The sequence below is a fragment of the Aeromonas sp. s13 genome (assembly GCF_040907905.1).
Classification (GTDB): domain Bacteria; phylum Pseudomonadota; class Gammaproteobacteria; order Enterobacterales; family Aeromonadaceae; genus Aeromonas; species Aeromonas veronii.
In genome coordinates this window covers 1-23,607 of sequence record NZ_JBFOCS010000087.1, presented here as the reverse complement: position 1 = coordinate 23,607, position 23,607 = coordinate 1, and the positions used below count along the sequence as shown (strand labels likewise).

24 protein-coding genes are annotated in these 23,607 nt (G+C 56.0%); 22 read left to right on the top strand and 2 right to left on the bottom strand.

What is annotated here, in order from left to right; translation table 11 throughout:
- The first annotated feature begins 163 nt into the window (after window positions 1-163).
- The 12 genes from murJ to tapY2 all read left to right on the top strand — a co-directional run bounded on the left by murJ (window position 164) and on the right by tapY2 (window position 13,994).
- Window positions 164-1,726: a murein biosynthesis integral membrane protein MurJ gene (murJ, locus tag AB5Y82_RS20095; protein ID WP_111901027.1), complete on the top strand. Its 1,563-nt coding sequence runs from the start codon at window positions 164-166 to the stop codon at window positions 1,724-1,726.
- Window positions 1,727-1,881: 155 nt separating this feature from the next.
- The gene (ribF, locus tag AB5Y82_RS20090) at window positions 1,882-2,856 is read left to right on the top strand and encodes a bifunctional riboflavin kinase/FAD synthetase (protein ID WP_111901026.1); all 975 of its coding nucleotides are present in this window, start codon (window positions 1,882-1,884) and stop codon (window positions 2,854-2,856) included.
- Window positions 2,856-5,717, top strand: coding sequence for an isoleucine--tRNA ligase (gene ileS, locus AB5Y82_RS20085; protein WP_368174437.1), 2,862 nt, complete (start codon window positions 2,856-2,858; stop codon window positions 5,715-5,717). The genes ribF and ileS overlap by 1 nt, the downstream gene beginning before the upstream one ends.
- Window positions 5,717-6,214, top strand: coding sequence for a signal peptidase II (lspA, locus tag AB5Y82_RS20080; protein ID WP_005340447.1), 498 nt, complete (start codon window positions 5,717-5,719; stop codon window positions 6,212-6,214). The genes ileS and lspA overlap by 1 nt, the downstream gene beginning before the upstream one ends.
- A complete protein-coding gene (fkpB, locus tag AB5Y82_RS20075; protein WP_005341354.1) occupies window positions 6,211-6,663 on the top strand; it encodes an FKBP-type peptidyl-prolyl cis-trans isomerase in 453 nt (150 codons plus the stop codon). Before lspA ends, fkpB begins: the two co-directional genes overlap by 4 nt.
- Window positions 6,663-7,598 (top strand): 4-hydroxy-3-methylbut-2-enyl diphosphate reductase, encoded by a 936-nt coding sequence (gene ispH, locus AB5Y82_RS20070; RefSeq protein WP_076494544.1) that lies wholly within the window; start codon window positions 6,663-6,665, stop codon window positions 7,596-7,598. Before fkpB ends, ispH begins: the two co-directional genes overlap by 1 nt.
- Window positions 7,599-7,708: 110 nt before the next feature.
- Window positions 7,709-8,113: a type IV pilin protein gene (locus AB5Y82_RS20065; protein ID WP_111901024.1), complete on the top strand. Its 405-nt coding sequence runs from the start codon at window positions 7,709-7,711 to the stop codon at window positions 8,111-8,113.
- Between the two features lie 2 nt (window positions 8,114-8,115).
- Window positions 8,116-8,682, top strand: coding sequence for a type IV pilus modification protein PilV (gene pilV, locus AB5Y82_RS20060; protein WP_106843894.1), 567 nt, complete (start codon window positions 8,116-8,118; stop codon window positions 8,680-8,682).
- Entirely contained in the window at window positions 8,679-9,662 is a 984-nt protein-coding gene (gene tppC / locus AB5Y82_RS20055) for a type IVa pilus pseudopilin TppC (RefSeq protein ID WP_106843895.1), read from the top strand. The genes pilV and tppC overlap by 4 nt, the downstream gene beginning before the upstream one ends.
- The gene (gene tppD / locus AB5Y82_RS20050; protein ID WP_021230970.1) at window positions 9,662-10,099 is read left to right on the top strand and encodes a type IVa pilus pseudopilin TppD; all 438 of its coding nucleotides are present in this window, start codon (window positions 9,662-9,664) and stop codon (window positions 10,097-10,099) included. The genes tppC and tppD overlap by 1 nt, the downstream gene beginning before the upstream one ends.
- An 11-nt stretch (window positions 10,100-10,110) precedes the next feature.
- A complete protein-coding gene (locus AB5Y82_RS20045; protein ID WP_106843896.1) occupies window positions 10,111-13,722 on the top strand; it encodes a pilus assembly protein in 3,612 nt (1,203 codons plus the stop codon).
- On the top strand, window positions 13,719-13,994 hold the full coding sequence (tapY2, locus tag AB5Y82_RS20040) for a type IVa secretion system protein TapY2 (protein ID WP_064337341.1): 276 nt from the start codon (window positions 13,719-13,721) through the stop codon (window positions 13,992-13,994). Before AB5Y82_RS20045 ends, tapY2 begins: the two co-directional genes overlap by 4 nt.
- Window positions 13,995-13,997: 3 nt before the next feature.
- Here the strand turns inward: tapY2 and AB5Y82_RS20035 are convergent, their stop codons facing one another.
- Window positions 13,998-14,495 carry a GspH/FimT family pseudopilin gene (locus tag AB5Y82_RS20035; protein ID WP_111901023.1) on the bottom strand — a complete coding sequence of 166 codons (498 nt, stop codon included), beginning with the start codon at window positions 14,493-14,495 and terminating at the stop codon, window positions 13,998-14,000.
- Between the two features lie 146 nt (window positions 14,496-14,641).
- On the opposite strand from AB5Y82_RS20035, the gene AB5Y82_RS20030 reads away from it, so the two are divergent.
- The 5 genes from AB5Y82_RS20030 (at window position 14,642) to AB5Y82_RS20010 (ending at window position 18,150) form a co-directional block, all read left to right on the top strand.
- Complete coding sequence (locus AB5Y82_RS20030) at window positions 14,642-16,264, top strand: NAD+ synthase (RefSeq protein ID WP_368174436.1); 1,623 nt, start codon at window positions 14,642-14,644, stop codon at window positions 16,262-16,264.
- Between the two features lie 9 nt (window positions 16,265-16,273).
- Window positions 16,274-16,612 (top strand): nitrogen regulatory protein P-II, encoded by a 339-nt coding sequence (gene glnB / locus AB5Y82_RS20025; protein ID WP_005308848.1) that lies wholly within the window; start codon window positions 16,274-16,276, stop codon window positions 16,610-16,612.
- Window positions 16,613-16,671: 59 nt separating this feature from the next.
- Entirely contained in the window at window positions 16,672-17,265 is a 594-nt protein-coding gene (locus tag AB5Y82_RS20020) for a hypothetical protein (protein WP_278169174.1), read from the top strand.
- 18 nt (window positions 17,266-17,283) lie between these two features.
- Window positions 17,284-17,793 carry an S-ribosylhomocysteine lyase gene (gene luxS / locus AB5Y82_RS20015; protein WP_005340462.1) on the top strand — a complete coding sequence of 170 codons (510 nt, stop codon included), beginning with the start codon at window positions 17,284-17,286 and terminating at the stop codon, window positions 17,791-17,793.
- A gap of 177 nt (window positions 17,794-17,970) precedes the next feature.
- Complete coding sequence (locus AB5Y82_RS20010) at window positions 17,971-18,150, top strand: DUF5363 family protein (RefSeq protein ID WP_075113932.1); 180 nt, start codon at window positions 17,971-17,973, stop codon at window positions 18,148-18,150.
- Here the strand turns inward: AB5Y82_RS20010 and AB5Y82_RS20005 are convergent.
- Window positions 18,119-18,757: a type II secretion system protein gene (locus tag AB5Y82_RS20005; RefSeq protein WP_323936390.1), complete on the bottom strand. Its 639-nt coding sequence runs from the start codon at window positions 18,755-18,757 to the stop codon at window positions 18,119-18,121. The genes AB5Y82_RS20010 and AB5Y82_RS20005 overlap by 32 nt on opposite strands.
- 41 nt (window positions 18,758-18,798) lie before the next feature.
- On the opposite strand from AB5Y82_RS20005, the gene AB5Y82_RS20000 reads away from it, so the two are divergent.
- The 5 genes from AB5Y82_RS20000 to AB5Y82_RS19980 form a co-directional block, all read left to right on the top strand.
- Window positions 18,799-19,572, top strand: a complete 774-nt coding sequence (locus AB5Y82_RS20000) for a TatD family hydrolase (RefSeq protein ID WP_231720232.1) — start codon at window positions 18,799-18,801, stop codon at window positions 19,570-19,572.
- Window positions 19,573-19,794: 222 nt separating this feature from the next.
- A complete protein-coding gene (locus AB5Y82_RS19995; protein ID WP_005340466.1) occupies window positions 19,795-21,069 on the top strand; it encodes a NupC/NupG family nucleoside CNT transporter in 1,275 nt (424 codons plus the stop codon).
- A gap of 125 nt (window positions 21,070-21,194) precedes the next feature.
- The gene (locus AB5Y82_RS19990; RefSeq protein ID WP_005340467.1) at window positions 21,195-21,365 is read left to right on the top strand and encodes a XapX domain-containing protein; all 171 of its coding nucleotides are present in this window, start codon (window positions 21,195-21,197) and stop codon (window positions 21,363-21,365) included.
- Between the two features lie 424 nt (window positions 21,366-21,789).
- Window positions 21,790-22,563 (top strand): deoxyribose-phosphate aldolase, encoded by a 774-nt coding sequence (deoC, locus tag AB5Y82_RS19985; protein WP_164537714.1) that lies wholly within the window; start codon window positions 21,790-21,792, stop codon window positions 22,561-22,563.
- Between the two features lie 109 nt (window positions 22,564-22,672).
- Window positions 22,673-23,607: thymidine phosphorylase (locus tag AB5Y82_RS19980; RefSeq protein ID WP_368174435.1), on the top strand; the 935-nt coding region annotated here is incomplete at its 3' end.

Below are 23,607 nucleotides of genomic sequence, written 5' to 3'. Positions count from 1 at the left end.
GTGTATTGAAAAGGCCCGGAAATATGCCCTTCCAACCACATATTGTCAAATGATTTGTGCAAATAAACACCGCCTCCCGGTGGTGTGTCAGTAGGGAGACGGTTAAACTGTCGGCCGATTCTAGCAGCATTCTTTTCATTCTGACAGTTCCAGAGGCCTCGTCTTGAGTAAGAAATTGATCAAATCCGGCATGATAGTGTCTGGAATGACGCTGGCATCCCGCGTAATGGGCTTGGTTCGCGATGTAGTCATCGCAAATCTGCTCGGTGCCGGGGTGGCCGCCGACGTCTTCTTTTTTGCCAATCGCATTCCCAACTTTCTGCGTCGTCTGTTCGCCGAAGGTGCCTTCAACCAGGCCTTTGTTCCCGTGATGACGGAGTACAAGAAAAATGGCGACGAGGGGGAAGTGCGTGAATTGCTGGCGGCGGTGGCGGGCACGCTGGGGGGGGTAGTGACTGTGGTCACCCTGCTCGGTGTGCTGGGGTCGGGTGTGCTGACCGCGCTGTTTGGCTGGGGCTGGTTCTGGGACTGGCTGCATGGCGGCCCTGCGGCCGAGAAGTTCGAGCTCGCCAGTCTGATGCTCAAAATTACCTTCCCCTACCTCTGGTTCATCACCTTTACCGCCATGGCGGGGGCTATCCTCAACACCTTCGGCCGCTTTGCGGTCTCGTCGTTCACGCCGGTGTTTCTCAACATCACCATGATTGCAGCGGCCTGGTGGATTGCGCCGCTGATGGACAAACCTGAGATCTCGCTGGCAATTGGTGTCTTTTTGGGCGGTTTGGTGCAGTTTCTGTTCCAGTACCCCTTTTTGCGCCAAATCAACATGCTGGTATGGCCCAAGTGGGGATGGAATCACCCGGGGGTGGTGAAGATCCGCACCCTGATGATCCCTGCCCTGTTCGGGGTTTCGGTCAGCCAGATCAATCTGCTGGTCAACACCATGCTGGCTTCTTTCCTGGCGACCGGTGCCATTAGTTACCTCTACTACTCTGATCGCCTGCTGGAGTTCCCCCTCGGGCTGTTTGCGGTGGCCATCAGTACAGTGATCCTGCCTGCGCTGGCTAAGAAGCATGTGGATGCCGATCCGGCCGACTTCTCCCGCACCATGGATTGGGGGGTGCGGATGGTGATGCTGCTCGGCCTGCCCGCCATGATAGGCATTGCGGTGATGCGCGAGCCGATTCTGCGGGTGCTGTTCATGCGCGGCGAATTTGGTCTGCATGAAGTGAGCATGTCGAGCGCCAGTCTGTTGGCCTCCACTACCGGTCTGCTCTCCCTGATGTTGATCAAGGTGCTGGCACCCGGTTATTACGCCCGTCAGGACACCAAGACGCCTGTGCGGATCGGGGTGATGTCGATGATTGCCAACATGGTCTGCAACCTCATCTTCATCTACCCGCTCGGTTACGTGGGGCTGGCGCTCTCGACCGCCTGCTCGGGTACCCTGAATGCGGCTTTGCTGTTCAAGGGGTTGTACCAGCAGAGCGTCTATCGTCCTTCCCGTCATACCGGCGTGTTCTGCCTCAAGCTGCTGGTCGCCAGCGTGCTGATGGGGGGCGTGCTCGCCTATCTGTCGCCGGATCTGGTCCAGTGGGGCGCATGGAGCATGGGTAAGGCCAGTTTGCAGCTGACCATGCTGCTGTCGCTGGGGGCTGCGGTCTATGCCGTGGTGCTGCTGCTGCTGGGCATTCGGCCGCGTCACCTTAAATCGGGGCAGCAGTAGCCGTGATCCTGCGGCGCCATGGGGATAGTGCCCCATGGCGCCGCCAAGGGGCGGGATTGGGCCCGGATAGGTGAAATCAGGCTATGAGGGCTGACCCTGCCTGCTGCCTGATATATAATCCGCCGATTTCCATGGCAGCAACGCACAAGGCACTGATGGAGCTTATTCGCGGCATTCACAATCTCAAGCCCCGTCACCGGGGATGTGTATTAACCATTGGCAACTTTGATGGGGTTCATCAGGGTCACCATGCGGTATTGGCACGTCTCAAGGAGAAAGCGGCCCAGCTGGGATTGCCCGCCTGCGTCATGCTGTTTGAACCGCAGCCGCTGGAGCTGTTTGCCGGCACGGCGGCGCCCGCCCGGCTGAGCCGGTTGCGGGAAAAGTACGAAGCGCTGCAGGGGCTGGATATCGATCGCATGCTCTGCGTGCGCTTCAGCCACCGCTTCGCCGAGCAGGCGGCTTCGACCTTCATCGAGCAGTTGCTGGTGGAGAAGCTCGGGGTGCGCTATCTGGTGGTCGGCGATGATTTTCGCTTCGGCAAGGGGCGGGAAGGGGATTTCCACCTGCTGGAGGAGGCGGGCCATCGCTTCGGTTTCGAGGTGATCAGCACCCAGAGCTTCCAGCTCGAACGGCAGCGGGTCAGCAGCACCCTGGTGCGTGAAGCCCTTAAGGCGGGCCGGATGGCGGAGGTGGAGCTGATGCTTGGCCGCCCCTACACCATCAGCGGCCGGGTGGCCCACGGCGACAAGCTAGGGCGCACCATAGGTTTTCCCACTGCCAATCTGGCCCTCAAGCGTCAGGTGATCCCGGTCGGTGGCGTGTTTGCGGTGGAAGTGATATGTTCCGGCAAGACCTTCCCCGGTGTAGCCAATGTGGGTGTACGGCCGACCTTGAGCGGTACACAAGCCAGATTGGAAGTACATCTATTTGATTTTTCTGGTGATCTATATGGTCAGCAGGTCAAGGTGCTGCTTCGCCACAAGCTGCGCGAAGAGCAGAAGTTTGCCTCTTTCACTGCCTTGAAAGAGCAGATCGAACGAGATGCCCTGGCGGCCCGAGCCTGGTTCGGGCTGCCACAATTCAATTTACCCAGCACTCTTTTAGAAAAGAAGGGAACCCAGGACTGATGAGCGACTATAAACACACCCTGAATCTTCCGGAAACCGAGTTTCCGATGCGTGGCGATCTGGCCAAGCGCGAACCCAACATGCTGAAACGTTGGTACGATCAGGATCTCTACGGCGCTATTCGCCGCGCCAAAGCGGGCAAGCCTTCTTTCATTCTGCATGATGGCCCCCCCTATGCGAACGGCAACATTCACATCGGTCACTCGGTCAACAAGATCCTCAAAGACATCATCATCAAGTCCAAGGGCCTCTCCGGTTTCGATTCCCCCTATGTGCCGGGTTGGGATTGCCACGGTCTGCCTATCGAACTGAAAGTGGAAGGCATGGTCGGCAAGCCGGGCGAGAAGGTTTCCGCTGCCGAATTCCGCGCCGAGTGCCGCAAATACGCCAAGACCCAGATCGAAGCGCAGAAGACCGACTTCATCCGTCTGGGTGTGCTGGGCGACTGGGAACACCCCTACCTGACCATGGATTTTGGCACCGAAGCCAACATCATCCGCTCCATGGCCAAGATCGTTGAAAACGGCCACCTGCACAAAGGCTCCAAGCCGGTGCACTGGTGTACCGATTGCGGCTCCGCCTTGGCTGAAGCCGAGGTTGAGTACTACGACAAAAACTCCCCCTCCATCGATGTGCGCTTCAAGGCCGTTGACGAGGCCGCCGTTGCCGCCAAGTTTGACTGCGCCGAAGGCCACACCGGCAAAGGCACACTCTCTGCCGTGATCTGGACCACTACCCCGTGGACCCTGCCGGCCAACCGCGCCATCGCCATGCACGCCGATCTGGACTACGCACTGGTTCAGATTGAAGGGGAGAACCCCGAGCGTCTGATCCTGGCCGCCGAGCTGGTCAAGGACGTGATGGATCGCGCCGGTATTGAGCACTACCACAACCTGGGCTACGCCAAGGGTGCGGCTCTTGAGCTGCTGCGCTTCAACCACCCCTTCTACAGCTTCGATGTGCCGGTGGTGCTGGGTGATCACGTCACTCTGGATGCCGGTACCGGTGCTGTTCACACCGCCCCTGGCCACGGTCAGGAAGACTTCGTGGTCGGTCAGAAGTACGGTCTGGAAGTGGCCAACCCGGTTGGCAGCAACGGCGTCTATCTGCCGGATACCGAACTGTTTGCCGGCCAGCACGTATTTAAGGCCAACGCAGCGGTTGTCGAGGTGTTGACCGAGCGTGGCGCCCTGCTGCACCACAAGGTGTTCAACCACTCCTATCCACACTGCTGGCGTCACAAGACCCCGATCATCTTCCGTGCCACCCCGCAGTGGTTCATCAGCATGGAGCAGAAGGGTCTGCGCAAGCGCGCGCTGGAAGAGATCGAGCGTATCGAGAAAGAGGGCATTGCCCTGCACGGTCAGAGCGGCTGGGTGCCGGCCTGGGGTAAAAACCGCATCCAGGCGATGGTCGAGAACCGTCCGGACTGGTGTATCTCCCGTCAGCGTACCTGGGGTGTGCCCATCTCCCTGTTCGTTCACAAGGAGACTCAGGCACTGCATCCGGAATCTGTACGCCTGATGGAAGAGGTGGCCAAGCGGGTCGAGCAGTCCGGCATCCAGGCCTGGTGGGATCTGGACAAGGCCGAGCTGCTGGGTAGCGACGCCGACATGTATGACAAGGTGCCTGACACTCTGGACGTCTGGTTCGACTCCGGTTCTACCCATGCCTCCGTGGTCGATGCCCGTCCCGAGTTCAACGGCAAGCCGGCCGACATGTATCTGGAAGGTTCTGACCAGCACCGTGGCTGGTTCATGTCCTCCCTGATGATCGGCGTGGCCATGAAAGACAAGGCTCCCTACAACCAGGTGCTGACTCACGGCTTCACCGTGGATGGTCAGGGTCGCAAGATGTCCAAGTCCATCGGCAACGTGGTCAGCCCGCAAGACGTAATGAACAAGCTGGGTGCCGACATCCTGCGTCTGTGGGTAGCGAGCACTGACTACACCGGCGAGATGACCGTCTCCGACGAGATCCTCAAGCGCTCTGCCGATGCTTATCGCCGTATTCGCAACACTGCCCGCTTCCTGCTGGCTAACCTGAACGGCTTCAATCCTGCGACCGACATGGTGGCGCCTGCCGACATGGTAGTGGTGGATCGCTGGGCTGTGGGCCGTGCCAAAGCGGTACAGGCCGAGATCGTGGCTGCGTTCGACGAGTACAACTTCCACGGCGTGACCCAGAAGCTGATGCAGTTCTGCTCCATCGAGATGGGCTCCTTCTATCTGGATGTCATCAAGGACCGCCAGTACACCGCCAAGGCCGACAGCCTGGCCCGTCGCTCCTGCCAGACTGCCCTCTATCACATCGCCGAAGCCATGGTGCGCTGGATGGCGCCGATCATGAGCTTCACCGCCGATGAGATCTGGGCCCTGCTGCCGGGCGAGCGCGGTGAGTTCGTCTTCACCGAAGAGTGGTACGATGGCCTGTTCGGGCTGGAAGCGGGCGAAGTGCTGAACGACGAGTTCTGGGCCGAGATCCTCACCGTGCGCGGTGAAGTGAACAAGGCGCTGGAAGTGGCTCGTGGCGAGAAGCGCATCGGTGGCTCCCTGCAGGCCGAGCTGACCCTGTTCGCCAAGCCGGAGCTGGCTGCACGCCTGAACGCCCTGGCTGATGAGCTGCGCTTCGTGCTGCTCACCTCCAAGGCCAAGGTGGTCGTGGCTGACACTGCGCCGGAAGGCTCTGTGGCGACCGAGCGTGATGACCTGTGGCTGAGCGTGGCCCAGTCTGCCGCCGCCAAGTGCGACCGCTGCTGGCACCATGTAGAAGATGTGGGCACCATCGCGGGTCACGAAGAGATCTGTGGTCGCTGTGTGACCAACGTTGAGGGTGACGGCGAAACGCGTCAATTTGCCTGATGAACATGACTCAACATAAAAGCGGCCTGCGTTGGCTGTGGCTGGCAGTGCTGGCCTTTGTACTGGACCAGGCGAGCAAGCTCGCCGTGGTCAAGTTGCTGCCATTTGGTTACCCGGGGGTGGAGATCACCCCCTTCTTCAACCTGGTTCATGTCTACAACAAGGGCGCCGCATTCAGCTTTCTGGCTGATCAGGGGGGCTGGCAGCGCTGGTTCTTCGCGGTGCTAGCTTTTGCCATCTGTGGATTGCTGATCCACTGGCTGCGCAAGCAGTCGGTGACCCAGCGTTGGAGCGGTATCGCCTATTCACTCATCATCGGCGGCGCCCTCGGCAACGTCTTTGATCGACTGGTGCTGGGCCATGTGGTCGATTTCCTCGACTTCTACTGGCAGCGTGCGCACTGGCCGGCATTCAATCTGGCCGACAGCTTTATCTTTATCGGGGCCGCCATGATTGTGCTGGACGGTTTCCGTGGTGAGAAAAAGGAGCAGGCATGAGCCAGCAGATCACCGCTAACAGCAGCGTGCTGTTCCACTTCTCCATCAAGCTGGAAGATGGCTCGGTTGCCGACAGCACGGCGCTGCACGGCAAACCTGCCCGCCTGCGGATGGGCGATGGCAGCCTGACCCCCACCTTTGAGCAGTGTCTGCTGGGGCTGAGCGAAGGGGAGAGCAAGAGTTTTACTCTGGCGCCGGAAGAGGCCTTTGGCCTCTCCAACCCCGACAACATCTACCATCTCGACCGTGCCAAATTTGGCGCCGATGTGGAGCCAAAAGTCGGCACCATCATCCTGTTCGATCAGCCCAATGGCAGCGAGCTGCCGGGCATCATCCGGGCGGTAGCCGGTATGTCGGTCACGGTCGATTTCAACCACCCGCTGGCCGGTCATACCGTCACCTTCGAGGTGGAGATCCTGGGCGTTGATGATGAGGAGAAGGTGCATTAATGGATATTCTGCTCGCTAACCCTCGCGGTTTTTGCGCCGGTGTCGATCGCGCCATCAGCATTGTCGAGAGCGCGCTGGAGAAGTTCGGTGCCCCCATCTATGTCCGCCACGAAGTGGTGCATAACCGCTATGTGGTGAACAAGTTGAAAGATGCGGGCGCTGTCTTCGTCGAGGAGCTGGACGAGGTGCCGGATGACAGCATCGTCATCTTCTCTGCCCACGGTGTGGCCAAGACAGTGCGCGAGATGGCCAAGTCCCGCGCCCTCAAGGTATTCGATGCCACCTGTCCGCTGGTGACCAAGGTGCATATGGAGGTGCATCGTGCCAGCCGCAAGGGCTCCGAGGCTGTGCTCATCGGCCACGCCGGTCACCCCGAGGTGATCGGGACCATGGGGCAGTACGAGAATCGCGAAGGCGGCATGTATCTGGTGGAGACGCCTGAAGATGTCGCCAAGCTCAAGGTGAAGAATCCGGATGACCTCTGCTTCGTCACCCAGACTACCCTGAGCGTGGATGAGACCTCTGACGTGATCGATGCGCTGCGCAAGCACTTCCCCAAGATCCAGGGGCCGCGCAAGGATGATATCTGCTACGCCACCCAGAACCGTCAGGATGCGGTGCGGGAGATGGCAGGGCTGGTGGACGCCATGTTGGTGGTGGGGTCTCGCAACTCCTCCAACTCCAACCGGCTGCGCGAGCTGGCCGAGAAGGTGGGCGCCAGAGCCTATCTTATCGACGATGCGTCGATGATCGAGGCGAGCTGGTTGGAAGGGGTGAAGGCGATCGGCGTCACTGCAGGTGCATCAGCCCCCGAGGTGCTGGTGCAAAACGTGATTGCCCGCCTGCGGGAGCTGGGTGGCAAGGTGGTCGCCGAGCATCCTGGCCGTGAAGAGAACGTAGTCTTTGAGGTTCCTCCCGAACTTAGAATAATTTGAGTGCAGCCAGGAAGGCTTAAGAATAAAGTGTGTTGATAATGACGCCGGGTTTGTTCAAGAGACAGGCTCGGCGTTAAACTTATGAAGCAGTCTGTCACCAAGGATGGGATATGATTGGATACTTTCGTGGCTTTTCTCTTATTGAGTTGATGATTGTCGTCGCCATCGTGGCGATTCTTGGCACCATCGCTTATCCCGCCTATCAGCAATATGTGCTGACCAGTCATCGTGTCGAAGCCAAGAGCATGCTGCTCAATGCGGCCAATCGGCAAGAAACCTATTTTATGGATTTCAATCAGTATGCATCCTCTGCTGCTGCTCTTGGTATCAGTAGTGCATCTGAGAATGGTCTGTATCAATTATCCATTGCCGTATCAGGCAACACCTACACCTTGTCAGCCAGTGCTGGCGCGACGACAGCCCAAGCCAAAGATACCGATTGCACAGTGTTTTCCATTAATCAGTTGGGCGTCAAAAGTGCTTCTGGTGCAGCTAGCAATAGCTGTTGGGAATAGCCATGGCCATTCATGTTTCATCACATGAGAGAGGATTCAGCCTGCTGGAGGTGATGATAGCTGCAGTAGTGTTGTCATTTGGCTTGCTGGGACTGGTTGCTATGCAGGCTCAGTCGAAGTTTTCCGGATATGAAGCCCGACAACGAACAATTGCCAGCTGGTTGGCTAACGATATGGTCGAAAGGCTCAGAGTCAACCGTGGAGCCTGGGAGTCGCAAGCTAACAATACCTGGATTGTCAGCGCCGGAACTTCATCATTGCCAGCCTGCGCTAATGAAAATGGCACTATGAGCAGCTGTAGCGATGCTCAGTTACGGGATCTCGATCTTTATTATTGGCGACAGTCATTAATTGGAAGTGCTGCTTCGGGGGCCGGAGCAACATTACAAAATCCCACCGGCTGTATTATCAAGGGAGCCAGTAATGCATTGACGGTCTCAATTTTTTGGGCTGGACGTGAATCATCTCATGATGGGGCAAATGGCGTTGCGTCAACGATTACGACGGCATGTGGAATTGCAGGTGTTGATTTAACGAGGCGTCAGTTCGTTCTGATGACGACGCTATGAAACATCATGGATTTACGCTGGTTGAATGGCTCATCACAATGGTGATTGGTGTTTTTCTACTCGGTGGGGTGATGAGTATTTTTGTGGCCTCCCGCGCAACCACCAATGAGTCCTTCGATCAGAGTGAGCTGCTCGAAAATGGTCGAATTGCCATGCGTCTCATCACTCAGGATTTACGCTGGGCCGGGTTTTGGGGGGATTTCACGGGGGGGGCTCTGATTGCGGGTGATGAGCTCACTTTGTCTGCTGATGCTACCGTGACAAATGACTGTCTGGATGAGAGAAATGAAGGGAGTCTACCCTCCAACCTTTTTCCAGTACGCCCGCTGTGGGTTACTCATATCAGTGCTGCAGGCACCATGAGTGGTTTTGCCTGTATCTCATCTTCTACTCGCGTTGCTGGCTCGGATGTTATCAGTATCAAGCGCCTGATTGGCAATCCGGTGACAGGAGGACTAGATGCCAATCGTTTCTATATGGCCACCAATACTCAACAGGCTCATTTATTCAGAGGTAATGAGACTGCGCCTTCCGAGGCGGCCATGCCGATGCGTCAGATTTGGGAGTACCAGCATCATGTCTATTACCTCTCGCCTAATGGTCGTGGTGGTTTTGAACTGCGCAAGCGTATCCTCACTGCTGATGGCGGTTCTTGGTTGATATCTGGGGCTTTGGTTGATGGTATTGAACGCATGGTGCTGTTGTTTGGGGTCGATACCAGCAATGTGCCGGATGGTCGTGTAGACAAGTTTTCCGCCATAGATGCAGTCACCTCGCAAGAGTGGGGCGAGGGGCGGGTCATCGCAGTCCGTGTTTTTTTGCTTGTGCGCTCGCTGCAGGCATCCAGTCGCTATACCAACAACAATGTCTATCAACTGGGAGATATCAGCGTGGCTGGCAATGGGGATGGGTTTCGACGCTTGTTGCTGGAAAGTACTGTGGTACTGCGTAATCCCATGGTGATGGCGGGAGGTGGGTAGTGAAGCATTCACGTGGCGTGGCATTGATCGTGGCGCTGGTGATTCTGGCCCCTTTGACTTTGATTGCCGTGGTGTTGATGCAATCTGGGGGCATGGATTTACGTGCTAGTGGAGCGGCGGCAGCGTTACAGCAAGTCGAACACAGAGTAGAGGGCATCATAGGTGGCGCCATGCAGCAAGCAGGGCTTGCTACCCAGATTGCTCAGATGCCTTCGGTTTCGACGGCAACATCAACAGTGAGTGGCTCTATGGGTAACGCCACCATGCAATATAGAAGTGAAACAGTGTGCAAGCGCCGATTTGACGCGACCAGCAAGAACGTCATACCAGCCTGCCGTTATGTAGAGCTCGAGGCAAGCCAAGCGTACGGAAAACAGGGGCGTCCTATGACGTGGACGGTTGGAGTCGAACAGCCATTGTTAAAGACGGCTGAATAGGAGCGACAGCGATGTTACATCATGGAAAACTGTGGCTGATGGCCCTGTGTGCACTTAGTGTGCCAGCTGTTGCCAGCGATGCTTACTCGGATGATACCGAACTGTTCATCTATGACTTTTCGAAAGCGGGAGATTATCGGCCCAAGGTGCTGATCATTTTCGACAACTCTGGCAGTATGGCCGAAACCATGGAGCTGGAGCGGGAAAAGTATAATCCTGCCACTGTCTATCCAGCGCTGAGCCGGGATCCTGATACCAGTAATTCGCGTAATTATATCTATTACTCGACCGATGGTTCTGTGCCCGCCATCAATAGTTATCAGCGTTTTCGCGACAGCATCAATGCTTGCGCCTCATCAAAGCCCCCCCTAAGCACGGTCGGTTATTTTCAGTCCCAAGTCTGGACGTATGTCTATTCAAGTTATCGCAATGGATTACCTCGTCAGGGGGATTGGGAGACCATCTCTGGCAAGTACGAAGATGACATCACCATTGTCGACTGCAAGCAGGATATTCAGAACCGCAATCCTGCCAATCCTTTCAACGGAACGCTGGTGGTGGGGGCGGTCGGCGATGGTTATCCGGTCGACAAAACCAGCAACACTCGCGGCGAGTGGTATTACACAGCTAATGCGAATAATGCCACATCGGGTAGCAATACCAGTGTAACTCTCTACACTGCCAACTATATCCGCTGGTATTACGGGCCGACGGGTTATGCCGTTGAATCACGCTTGCGTATCGCCAAGGATGCGGTCAAGTCGGTGATCTCCTCCACTCCTGGGGTTGATTTCGGCTTGGCCATATTCAATACCAACAATAGTACCAGCACCAATGGTGGCAGAGTGGTACGCCGCATCCTCAGTAACGACGATATTGTCGGCACCATTACTGCCGAACAGGACTTGCTCAATACTGTGGAAGACCTGTCGGCTACGACCAATACGCCATTATGTGAAACCCTCTATGAAGCCTACCGTTTCTATGGAGGGCAATCTGTACTTTATGGCAAGCAAGGTGGTACGCGGGACAAGCTTGCTGAAGAGCCGGAAGGTACTTACACCTCGCCTTATGACAAATGTTCAAATAATGGCTATGTCATCTATGTCACTGATGGAGCGCCTACCAGCGATACGGCTGCTGACAGTGCAGTAAAGGCGTTGACGGATTCGCTAAGTGCAGATGAACGGGCTGCCTACGGCTCAACAGTGGGATATGGTTCCGGCACCTCCAAGAGCTATCTGGCCGCGATGGCTGGTTACATGAAGAACAAGGATGTAAATACTTCATCGCCCGGCAAGCAGACTGTTACCACGTTTACCGTGGGATTTGGTGATGACGCGATCTCTGGGGCGGGCAATCTGCTGGCAGAAACGGCGAGACGTGGAGGTGGCCAATATTACCCTGCGGTCAGTGCTGAAGCGCTCACACAGGCGTTGCGATCTTCCCTGTTAGCCATTTTGCGGATAAACACCTCTCTGGTGTCGCCAGCTATCACCACTAACAACTTTGACCGGACTCGCAGCCTCGATAATATCTATTACGCCATGTTCGAGCCTGATACCGGGCCGCGCTGGAAGGGTAACCTGAAGAAGCTGGTTTTGTCTGGTGATGGGTATGTGGCAGATGTTAACGGTTTGCCCGCCATCAAGGTAGATGGTTCCATTCTGGATCAGGCTCAGACCTACTGGTCATCGGAACGGGATGGCAATCTGGTTGCCAAGGGCGGTGTGCAGTCCATGCTGGCAGAGAAGACCAATCGCAATATTTATGTGATCAATACGGTTGCATCGCCCAAGCGATTGGACGCTTTTAACAAAGCCAATTTGGTGTCGATCGCAGGCTCTGCCGACAATTTGGCCAGCTACATGCGGTTAGCCAGTGCCACCGAGCTTGACGGACAGATCGACTGGACAAAAGGTGTCGATGTGGACGATGAAGATTATGATGCCAGTACCACCATTCGGCCATACATAGTGGGAGACCCCCTGCACTCTCGTCCATTGGTGGTCAATTATGGTTGCTCCATTGCTTCAGGCCAGAGTACCTGTACCCCTGATTTGCGGATCCTTATGGGAACCAATGCTGGTTTCCTGCATATGTTCAAAGATCTCGGTAGTACGGTTGATGAAAGCTGGGCCATGATCCCCTATGAACTGTTGCCCAGGCAAGAAGCTCTACGTCTCAATGCCGAGTCTGGCGATCATATCTACGGTGTTGATGCTTCACCGGTTGCGTTGATCAAGGATGCCAACAGGAATGGTGTTATCAAGGCATCCGAGGGAGACTTTGTCTGGCTGCTTTTCGGTTTGCGAGGGGGTGGTAGTAGCTACTATGCACTCGATATTACCAATCCAGATGCCCCCAGCTTGAAATGGACGATCAATAGTCAGACTGCGGGCTTCTCATTACTGGGGGAAACCTGGTCAGTACCGGAGGTGGCTTATATTCCTTGGGATGCTCCTCCGAGCAACAAGCGATTGGTGATGGTTTTTTCCGGTGGTTACGATGCCAATAAGAGTAAAGTCGGGATAGGTAGCTCTGACAGCAAGGGTATGGGCGTCTACATGGTCGATGCCGATAGTGGTGCTCTTGTGTTCAGCGCAACACCTGGAGCTGGCTCCAGTACCAACAAGCAGGTGACTGCGATGGTTGATAGCATGCCGGGGTCAGTTTCCACTCTAGACAGTGATGGTGATGGGAAAACTGACCGAATTTATGCTGGTGATACAGGCGGCAATATCTGGCGCCTGGATATGCCTTCAACCAGTACTAGCTCCTGGAGTATTTTCAAGTTTGCCAGTCTTGGGTCTGATGATGTACAGGCTAATGACCGCCGCTTTTTCACTCAGCCTGTATTGGTACGTACTATAAACAAGCAAGTGACCAAGACGGTAATTAGTGGCGAAGATTATTTCTCGTTCAAAGATAGGCCATTCGATGCAGTGTTGATTGGTTCTGGTGATCGAAACCGCCCATCGTCCGAGTCTACCGTGCAAAACGCCTATTTTATGTTGCGTGACTACGGGGTAGTTACCAAGAGTTATAACACTGCTGCTCCAGCCCCTATCACGATGACGGACTTGTATGACGTATCGGTGGATCCTCTGGCTGGTGTCACGGACACCAATGACCTGCTTAGTTTGAGAGCTGCCATTACCAGTAAATTGGGTTGGAAATATTGGCTAGCCGAGTCAGGAGAGAAGTCGATGGGGTCTGGGGTTGTGCTGCAAGGCAAGCTCTATTTCACCTCTTTTTTGCCGCAGGTTCAGTCATTCGAGGAGTGTACGATCCAGTCGATAGGCGCCATGCGGCAGTATATGGTCGACATGCATTACGGTACCTCTTTCAAATATGTGGTGGATCAGGATGGTAATGAAATCCCGGAACGCTATGTGGAAGTAAATAACAAGGTGGCCGATGATCTGGTGATCCATGCTGGTGATGATTCAAAGATCCGGATTATTGGTGGTGCCCCGGGTGAAGAGGTGATTCTCAAAGACGAAGGAGAAGGGGTTCCTGAGCGTTGTACCGGCGAGGGGGAGTGTTCGGAAGGTGCGGAGGAGGCTGAAATGGATATGACGCCCAAGAAAATATACCTGTATGAGGATGAGCCACAATGAAAATGATCCTCTGGCTGATGGCGTTGTCAAATGCGGCCAATGTCTATGCTGTCGTGGATAGAAAATGCTATGTCGAGTTGGCAAATGATACCTATGTCGTTATTCAGGGAACGATAAAGGATAGCCAGAGTGCTGAAATCGTCTTTCAAAAGAAAGGGTTTGAACTGAATGGGCAACTCCTGATGGTGAAGAGAGTTATCGAGTGCCAGTCAACCGAACAGCCATTTAATCTTGAGGCTGCGCAACGGCAAGAGAAACTGCAGCCAAGATAGTGGTCAAGGGCAAATGCTGGTGGTTTCGGATTTACTGCTGCGACCTGATGCTGCGATTATAACATCAACTCTGGGTTCTTCGCTGATGCAGACCCTTACGGTCATATTGGTACCTAGGCTGGTTCCATCAGCGGCAAACAAGACTCGGGGTCTGGTTGAACTGATGGTGGCATCTGGAGTAAAAGCTGGTGTACGTGCGAGTTCTACTTCCCCTTCGTCCAGCTCGGCATTACCGTCATCATCGATGAAAACCAATAATTGAACCGGATCCTGTTCAACACACTCGTTATTGTTGTTTATTAGGCATGCGGTGACGGTTTGTTGGTCACTGATAGCGTGGGTGCGCGCAAAGCGCAGGAGCTTAATCAACCGCTCGCTTTCATAGTTAGCCGTGCTGTCTTTAAGCAGAGAGCCCAAAGAAGGAATACCAATCCCCAACAGAATGACGCCCAGCGCAATGGCTATCATCAACTCCATCAGGGTAAATCCGGCGTTTTTCATATCTGCGAAGGCCTGTCGTTCCGTGACTATCTACAGCTTATCCTTCCCGCTGGTTGCTGTCACACGGTTACGCCCGTCTTGAACTGGCAGATTGCCCCCCTTTTCTTTATCATTCCCCATCATTTTCGAATTCAAGATGCATCGCCATGGCAAAAGCCCTCTCTCTGATGCTTGCCCAGTTGAATCTGACGGTAGGCGCCATCGAAGATAACACTGACAAAGTGCTCGCTGCGGCAGCTCAAGCCGAACAGCAAGGAGCCGATCTGCTGGTCTGCTCCGAGCTGGTCCTGACCGGCTATCCACCGGAAGATCTGTTGCTGCGTGCCGATCTGATGATCCGGGTCGAAGCCGCGCTGGCTCGGATTGTCGCATGGCAGGGCAACTGTGCCATTTTGGTAGGGCACCCCTGGCGTGAAGGAGAGGCGCTCTACAACGCGGCTTCCCTCTATGAGCAGGGCCAGCTGATTGCCCGTTACTTCAAGCAGGATTTGCCCAACTACGGCGTGTTTGATGAGAAGCGCTACTTTACCGCTGCGACCGAGACCTGCGTGGTGCCGTTCCGGGGTCACCAGCTGGGGCTGCTCATCTGTGAAGATCTGTGGCAGCCGGGTCCGGCGCTGGCCGCCAAGGCGGCGGGTGCCGAGCTGCTGCTCACCATCAATGCGTCGCCCTACGATCAGGAGAAACCCTGGATCCGCCGCGAGCTGATGGCGGAGCGCTGCGATCAGACCGGTCTGCCGCTGGTCTACCTCAATCAGGTGTGCGGTCAGGATGAGCTGATTTTCGACGGCTGCTCAAAGGTGTTCAGCAGCCAGGGTGAGTTGACTCACAAGCTGGCCCCGTTTGCCGAAGAGCTGGCGCTGGTACGTTTTGCTGATGGCCAGCCGGTGAAGGAGCGGGAACCCGCTGCGCCGCTGGAACCGTTGGCCGAGACCTATCAGGCGCTGGTGCTGGCAGTGCGCGACTATGTCACCAAGAACGGCTTTCACGGCGCGGTGCTGGGTCTCTCCGGTGGGATCGACTCGGCGCTGACGTTGGCCATCGCGGCCGATGCCATCGGGGCCGACAAGGTGCAGGCGGTGATGATGCCATTCCGCTACACAGCACAGATGAGTGTGGAAGATGCCAAGGAGCAGGCCGAGCGGATGGGGGTTGAGTTCAACGTCATCTCCATCGAGCCGATGTTCGAAGGCTTTATGACCCAGCTGGCGCCGCTGTTTGAAGGTACCGCCCGCGATACCACAGAAGAGAACCTGCAGGCCCGCTGCCGCGGTGTGCTGCTGATGGCTCTCTCCAACAAGCGGCGTCGCATCGTGCTGACCACCGGCAACAAGAGCGAAATGGCGGTCGGCTATGCGACTCTTTACGGTGACATGGCGGGCGGCTTCGACGTGCTGAAAGATGTGCCCAAAACGCTGGTCTTCAAATTGTGCGAATATCGCAACTCGGTCGACTACGTTATCCCTCAGCGGGTTATCGACCGTCCGCCTTCGGCAGAATTGGCGCCGGATCAGGTGGATCAGGACAGTCTGCCCCCGTACGACATCCTTGATGCCATCCTCAAGCGTTATGTGGAAGAGGATGCCTCGGTTGCCGACATGGTGGCCGAAGGGTTCGAGGAAGCGGTGGTACGCAAGGTGATCCGGCTGGTGGATCTCAACGAATACAAGCGCCGTCAGGCGGCGGTCGGGCCCCGCATTACGGCTCGCAACTTTGGTAAGGATCGCCGTTACCCCATTACATCCGGGTTCGGCAAACAGAACTGGTAAGGAGTCACCATGAAGAAGATTGAAGCCATCATCAAACCGTTCAAGCTGGACGATGTGCGCGAGGCCCTGGCCGAGATCGGCATCAACGGCATGACCGTATCCGAAGTCAAAGGCTTCGGCCGCCAGAAGGGCCATACCGAGCTCTATCGCGGCGCCGAATATATGGTCGACTTCCTGCCGAAAGTGAAGGTGGAGCTGGTGGTGCAGGACGAGGATCTCGATGCCTGCCTGGAAGCGATCCAGAACACCGCCCGTACCGGCAAGATTGGTGATGGCAAGATCTTCGTCTGCGAGGTGGAGCGTGTCATTCGTATCCGTACCGGCGAAGAGAACGAAGACGCGATCTGACCTTGGCTATCTCTTTACCTGACCAGAGGCGTGAAGCGCGACCTCATTTGATGGGGTGGATGCGTTTTGCTGTGGTCGCCAGCCTGTTGGCGGGCCTGACCGCCTGTAGTACCCGTCCACCGGCTCAGCCGGAGAATCTGTGCCAGATCTTTCGCGAGAAACCCGAGTGGCACAAGGCCGCGCTCAAGATGAACGAGAAATGGGGGACGCCGATCCATGTGGTGATGGCCATGATGTATCAGGAGTCCTCTTACGTACATGATGCCCAGCCGCCGATGCAGTATTTCCTCTTCATCCCGACCGGGCGAGCCAGTTCGGCTTATGGTTATGCTCAGGTCAAAGATGAAACCTGGGCTGATTACCAGCGGGAAACCGGCAACAGCTGGAGTGACCGCGATGATTTTGCCGACGCCATCGATTTTATGGGTTGGTACACTAACAAGGCCCAGCGGCTAAATGGCACCTCCAAGTGGGATGCCTATGGCCAGTACCTCAACTATCACGAAGGGTGGGGTGGCTACCGGCGTGGCAGCTATCGCAGCAAGGGGTGGTTGATGAAGACCTCTCGCAAAGTGGAAGCTCGCGCCCAGCGCTACGGCGCCCAGTACCGTCAATGCAAGGATCAGCTCTCCCGTGGGGGCTGGTTCTGGTAACCAAATCAGGAGTCAGAAATGCCGTTATTGGACAGTTTTACCGTTGACCACACCCGTATGGAAGCGCCAGCGGTGCGTGTGGCCAAGACCATGCAGACCCCGAACAAGGACACCATTACCGTGTTCGACCTGCGTTTCTGCGTACCGAATCAGGAGATCCTCTCCGAGCGCGGTATCCATACGCTGGAGCACCTGTTCGCCGGTTTTATGCGTGATCACCTGAACGGCAATGGCGTGGAGATCATCGATATCTCCCCCATGGGTTGCCGTACCGGTTTCTACATGAGCCTGATCGGCGCGCCGGACGAAGCCCGTGTTGGCGCAGCCTGGCAGGCGGCCATGAGCGACGTGCTGACCGTGCAGGATCAGGCCAAGATCCCCGAGTTGAACGAGTATCAGTGCGGCACCTACAGCATGCACTCGCTGGAAGAGGCGCACGCCATCGCCCGTCATGTGCTGGAGCGCGGTATCGGCGTCAACCACAACGACGAGCTGGCCCTGCCGGAAGAGAAGCTGAAGAGTCTGTGAGGCTGATGAGCTGTCGCTCATCGTGTAACCTCTTCAGGGAATCTTAAAAGAGCCGGTCAGCCATGCTGACCGGCTCTTTTTTATCTCGCCCGACCGCAATAGTGGGGATGGCTTGCTCACCTTGCCGACTCTGATTAGGATGGTTTTTGACCTGAACCTGTTGGCGGAGGTGTGACGATGAAAGGGGTATTGCTGCGTTGGCTGGCCCGTTATGACGCGTGGTGCGAGGAGTGGGGGCTCACCCAGGAGAACCGGCGCTGCTGCACGCCGGTTCGTTATGATGATGATTCAAGCAAAGAGCGAGCTTGTGCAGAAGAGGCTGAGCTCAATCAAAATTGCGGGTCACGGCACCGGTAACACTGTTGTACTCGAAGCCAAGGCCATTTCGATAATCCGAGCTGGTCTGGAAGCGGCCAATTGAGTCGCGCAGGATATAGCGGCAGTTGTTGTGATTTTTATTGGGCTCATCTTCGTCTGCATAGCCTGTCGTAATTAGGGTGGATAGGTAATCAACACCGTCTGGAATAACAACGTCAGTAGGGTCTATGCGGGCAGCGGTTTGGCCGCCATCAAGCAGATCGGTCAAGAGCAGTTTACAGTCTGACGGGTTGCTAACCGATATATGGTTACCAGAGCCAGGCTGATAAGGGGTGTCTACCGGTTTGTTGTAATCTTCTTCGGAACCCACCGGCCAACCATAGCGATTGATATCCAATTTGCCTTTACCAAAGCTGCTCAGATTGTAGAGCGCGATTGCTTGTCCCTGCATTTTCACCGCCCACCCAGCATGAGCCAGCTGAACAGCGCTGGCAAAGCTGCCTGCGGTCGCCGAGACCGTGCTTTTCAGGGCATCATCCTTGATATTGATAAAGCGGGGCAGGGCGGTGACGGCCAGGATCCCCAGCACTATGATCACCAACACCAGTTCAATCAGGGTAAAGCCGTTGTTTTTGTTGTTCATCATGTTCAATGACCCATTAAATACCGCAAACAGGTGTGAGTGATATGCAGCTGATAGATACCCATTGCCATCTCGACTTTCCGGTATTCGACCAGGACAGGGAGGCGCTGCTGGCCCGTTGTCGGGCATTGGGGGTGACGGAGTATATCATTCCTGCCATCGCAGAAGATAACTGGACTCGTGTGATGGCACTGGCAGATCAGCATGACGGCCTCTTTTATGGTCTGGGCGTTCATCCCTGGTATGCCGGTGAACAGCATGAGGGGGTGATGGAACGGTTGCGAGCGTTGGTGATGAGCCAGCCTGCCGGGCTGGTGGCCATAGGCGAGTGTGGGCTGGACCTCCGTTCTCACGTGCCGCAGGAGGGGCAGCTTGCGCTGTTTGAGGCTCAGATCCGGCTGGCTGCAGATGCCGGGCTTCCCCTGATGATCCACTCGGTGCGTGCCAATGACACTGTGGCCAAGCTGTTGCGCTGCTTCAAGCCGCCTCGTGGCGGGGTGATCCATGCTTTCAGCGGTTCGTTGCAGCAGGCGGAGACTTTCTGGCAACTGGGCTTTCGACTCGGGGTGGGCGGGGTGATCAGTTTTGAACGGGCGAACAAGACGCGAGAGGTATTTCGGGCTATGCCGCTCGAGGCTCTGGTGCTGGAAACCGATTCGCCCGATATGCCCTTACAAGGTGAGCAAGGCACCCGGAATACCCCGGAAGCGCTGCCGAAAATAGCGGAAATATTGATGACCTTGCGGGAGGAATCATCGGCAGATGTTGCCAAGGTGTTATTTGAAACTGCCCGGCATATTTTCCATCACGACCAATAGCCATGAAACAAATTCGCAACACCTGATTTAGTTGTCAGGAAAAAAAATGAGCGTAAAAATCGTTTGCTGTCTAATTTTGTGACACTTGGACATTTTGATAACGATAAAATGTGACCAGCATTCTATTTTATCGGACTTTAATTAGTATAATGCGCTCCCCTTGATTAGTTGGGTTTAATAACAACTCGCTAACAAGCTAGGTGCTACTAGAGGAAGATAATAATGAATTTGTTCATGGGTCTGGTAGGGATGGCGACGCTCGTCCTTATCGCGGTGCTGTTCTCCAGCAATCGCAAGGCAATCAACGTGCGTACCGTTGTCGGTGCGTTCGCTATTCAAGCCGGTCTGGGGGCGTTTGTTCTCTATGTTCCGGTTGGTCGCGATATCCTGGTCGGCGTGTCCGACGCGGTATCCAGCGTGATCAGCTACGGCCAGAACGGGATCGACTTCCTGTTTGGCGGTCTGGTCAGCAACAAGATGTTTGAAGTGTTCGGTGGCGGCGGCTTTGTCTTTGCCTTCCGTGTTCTGCCGGTCATCATCTTCTTCTCTTCCCTGATTGCAGTGCTCTACTACCTGGGCATCATGCAGATGGTCATCAAGTTGCTGGGCGGCGGTCTGCAGAAAGTACTGGGTACTTCCCGCACCGAATCCCTCTCTGCAACCGCCAACATCTTCGTCGGTCAGACCGAAGCGCCGCTGGTAGTTCGTCCCTACATCGCCAAGATGACTGACTCCGAGCTGTTCGCCGTCATGTGTGGTGGTCTGGCTTCCGTTGCCGGTTCCGTACTGGCCGGTTACGCCTCCATGGGCGTGAAGATGGAGTACCTGATTGCTGCCTCCTTCATGGCTGCACCGGGTGGTCTGCTGTTCGCCAAGCTGCTGGTTCCCGAGACCGAGACCCCGAACTACGACGAAAGCTCTGCCGATGCCGAGCTGGATGACAAGCCTGCCAACGTCATTGACGCTGCTGCTGCTGGCGCCTCTGCCGGTATGCAACTGGCCCTGAACGTCGGCGCCATGCTGCTGGCCTTCATCGGTCTGATCGCCATGATCAACGGTATCTTCTCCGGTGTGGGTGGCTGGTTCGGTTATCCGCAACTCTCTCTGGAACTGCTGCTGGGTTGGATCTTCTCCCCGCTGGCCTTCCTGATCGGTGTGCCCTGGAATGAAGCAGTGGTTGCCGGTTCCTTCATCGGTCAGAAGCTGGTAGTGAACGAGTTCGTTGCTTACCTGAACTTCGCTCCGTACCTGAAAGACGAAGTGCTGATCAACGGTGTGGCCATGTCCGATCACACCAAGGCGATCATCTCCTTCGCGCTGTGTGGTTTTGCCAACCTCTCCTCTGTTGCCATCCTACTGGGTGGTCTGGGGTCCATGGCGCCGAACCGCCGCGGTACCATTGCACGCTTTGGTCTGAAAGCCGTACTAGCTGGCTCTCTGTCCAACCTGATGTCTGCCACTATCGCAGGCTTCTTCCTGGCACTGTCCGGCATGTAATCGCCGCCTGACTGACAGGGTATAAACACGAACGCCACGGCATCTGCCGTGGCGTTCGCGTATGGAGCGGTGACAACCGTTTTCCTATCTAAACTAATAATAAAATGAGTCAAATCGGAGGTTATATGAATGAAGTGCTACTGGCGATGGTGGCCGGCTTTATAGTTGGTTTGTTGTTTTCTTTCCTCAAATTGCCGATCCCGGCGCCTCCCGTTTTATCCGGGGTAATGGGGATCGTCGGGGTCTATCTGGGGGGATTGGCCTACTCATGGATCCTGACCCGTTTCTTTTCGTAAGGCTTTTTTAGACCTGGATTTGTCAGATGTGAGGTACCTCTGAAATTGGCAAATCCGGCTTGCAAACAGGGGGTATCTCGGCTGAAATAGGCGTTGCCAGCAGGGTGCTGGCAATGACTAATACTCGATGAAATCGGGTGTTGGCGGTCAAATGGAATTGATTGGGAAGTCGGGTCAGATGTTGTCGGCCTTTCTCAAGTCTTCATGGAACCAAGTCCGCACTTTTGTAAGAAAGTGACAGGGCTCTTGCCTTATTTACAGTCGCAGTGCCTGCAGGGTGTTTTGAATAGCATCCCGATAGTGCCGGTGCCTTCGCACTGTAATTCCATTCCCGTATAGCTGGGGATTACTGCCTGTGCATCCATCGCTGGATGGTATGGTGGTGCCCGGTTATCTGGATTAAATCGAGACTTTGGAGAACAGAATGACTGATCTGAAAGTGGCCGCTCAGCGCGCCCTGAATCTGATGGACCTGACCACCCTGAACGATGACGACACCGATCAGAAGGTGATCGACCTGTGCCATAAGGCCAAGTCACCGGCTGGCCTGACCGCCGCCGTCTGCATCTACCCCCGTTTTATCCCTATCGCTCGCAAGACCCTGCGTGAGATCGGCGCTGCCGACGTACGCATTGCGACCGTGACCAACTTCCCGCACGGCAACGACGACATCGAGATCGCCGTGGCCGAAACCCGTGCCGCAGTCGCCTACGGTGCTGACGAAGTGGACGTGGTGTTCCCGTACCGCGCCTTCATGGCTGGTAATGAACAGATCGGTTTTGATCTGGTCAAAGCCTGTAAAGAGGCCTGCGCTGCCAACGTGCTGCTGAAAGTGATCATCGAAACCGGCGAGCTGAAAGAAGAGGCGCTGATCCGTCGCGCTTCCGAAATCTGTATCGATGCCGGTGCCGACTTCATCAAGACCTCCACCGGCAAGGTGCCGGTCAATGCGACCCCAGAAGCGGCACGCATCATGATGGAAGTGATCAAGGCCAAGAATCCGAAAGTTGGCTTCAAGCCTGCTGGTGGTGTGAAAGACGCAGCTGTTGCCGGTCAGTACCTGGCCATGGCCGAAGAGATCCTCGGCAACGACTGGGTATCCGCCCGTACCTTCCGCTTTGGTGCATCCAGCCTGCTGGCCAGTCTGCTGGCCACTCTGGGGCATGGCGACAAGCCAGCCAACACCAGCGGTTACTAATAGGTTGATGAGAGGGCGGACTGCTGTCCGCCCTGTTAGCCCCCACCATGCGGTGTGCGGGCAAGGATTCAGGCTTGTGTAACGCCAGCAATGGCGGAGGGAATGAAAGATGTTTTTGCCTCAAGAAATTATTCGCAAGAAGCGCAACGGTGAAGCGCTCAGTACCCAAGAAATTCAATTCTTCGTTCAGGGCATTACCAACAACACCATCGGCGAGGGGCAGATTGCGGCGCTGGCGATGGCGGTCTACTTCAAAGACATGACCATGGATGAGCGGGTTGCCCTGACCTGCGCCATGCGCGACTCCGGCATGGTGCTGACCTGGGATCACCTCAATCTGGGTGGCCCGATTGTCGACAAGCACTCCACCGGCGGGGTGGGGGACGTTGTCTCCCTGATGCTTGGCCCGATGGTCGCTGCGTGCGGCGGTTTCGTGCCGATGATCTCCGGCCGTGGCCTGGGCCACACCGGTGGTACCCTCGACAAGCTGGACGCCATTCCCGGCTACCAGACCTCGGTCGACAACGATCGTTTCCTGAAAGTGGTGAAAGAGGCGGGTGTCGCCATCATCGGCCAGACCGGCGATCTCGCCCCCGCTGACAAGCGTATCTATGCAGTACGGGACATCACCGCCACCGTCGAATCTGTCGCGATGATCACCGGCTCCATCCTCTCCAAGAAGCTCGCCTCCGGGCTGGAAGCGCTGGTGATGGATGTGAAAGTGGGCTCCGGCGCCTTTATGCCGACTTTTGAAGCCTCCGAAGAGCTGGCCAAGAGCATTGTGGCCGTGGCCAACGGTGCCGGCTGCCGCACCTCTGCGCTCTTGACCGATATGAACCAGGTGCTGGCCTCCAGCGCCGGTAACGCGGTGGAAGTACGTGAAGCGGTGCGTTACCTGACCGGTGAATACCGCAACCCGCGCATCCACGAAGTGACCATGGCGCTGTGTGCCGAGATGCTTATCTCTGCAGGCTTGGCCAGCGACGAGCGCGATGCCCGCGCCAAGCTGCAGGCGGTGCTGGATAACGGCAAGGCGGCCGAGAT